Source organism: Psychrobacter sp. HII-4 (assembly GCF_904846595.1).
In the GTDB taxonomy this organism is placed as follows: Bacteria; Pseudomonadota; Gammaproteobacteria; order Pseudomonadales; family Moraxellaceae; genus Psychrobacter; species Psychrobacter celer.
This window is the reverse complement of sequence record NZ_CAJHBJ010000101.1, coordinates 1-907: the sequence shown is the minus strand read 5'-3', so window position 1 is coordinate 907 and position 907 is coordinate 1. Positions and strand designations below refer to the sequence as shown.

The following is a 907-nucleotide window of genomic DNA, read 5'->3' as shown; positions in this document are numbered from 1 at the left end:
ACCCCACTCTCAACTTCGAAAGTGATTGAAAAAAGAAGAGCACCTCACTAATCTATTGTTTTCGACCAAGAATACAATGGAGTTGTGAGATGCCCATAGACGAATTTATCATCAATATCTATTTAATGGTAGAGCAATATTACAAAATAGTCGTCACCAAACCCTTGCGAAGTGCAGGTTACGCGCCAAAGTTGAGTGATCCTGAGGTTATTTGCATGGAGATGGTCGGTGAATTTTTACACCTTGATCAAGACAAACAGATTTGGCAATACTTTACCCAGCATTGGCAAGACTGGTTTCCAGCCATCGGCTCATACCCTAACTTCGCAAAGCACTGCGCCAATCTGTGGCAAGTCAAACAGCAGATACAAGATAAAGTCAGTCAAATTGAAGGCCGTGACAACATTCATTTTATGGATGGCTTTCCGATACCCGTCTGTCATTATGGACGCGCTTATCGGCATAAAAACTATCAAGACTTAGCGGCTTTTAGCTACTGTGCGGCTAAGCAAGAGAGGTACTATGGCTTTGAGGGACATTTGCTTGTTAATTTATCTGGCATGATTAAAGGCTTTACCGTTGCCCCTGCCAATGTTGATGAAAGAGCGGTTGCCCCAGAAATCACCACTCATATTCATGGGCTACTTGGCGCTGATAAAGGGTATATCAGCCCGAGTCTGACATCGTACTACGACGCTCAAGGAGTAGATTTACAAACGCCACTCAGAGCTAATATGAAAGAAGATAGACCCAAACCTGTGGTAAGGCGGCTAATGAAAGCTCGCCGTATCGTTGAAACAGTCATTGGTCAGCTATCAGAACGATTTAATATACAAAGAGTGCGAGCAAGAGATTTATGGCATTTGTCTCATCGATTGATTCGTAAGATTCTGTCGCATAATCTGTG

The 907-nt window shown here is 43.0% G+C and carries 1 protein-coding gene; it reads left to right on the top strand.

What is annotated here, in order from left to right; genetic code table 11:
- Nucleotides 1–89: 89 nt before the first annotated feature.
- The coding region (locus JMX98_RS13920; protein ID WP_201587420.1) for an IS982-like element ISPsma1 family transposase at nucleotides 90–907 on the top strand (818 nt) is incomplete at its 3' end.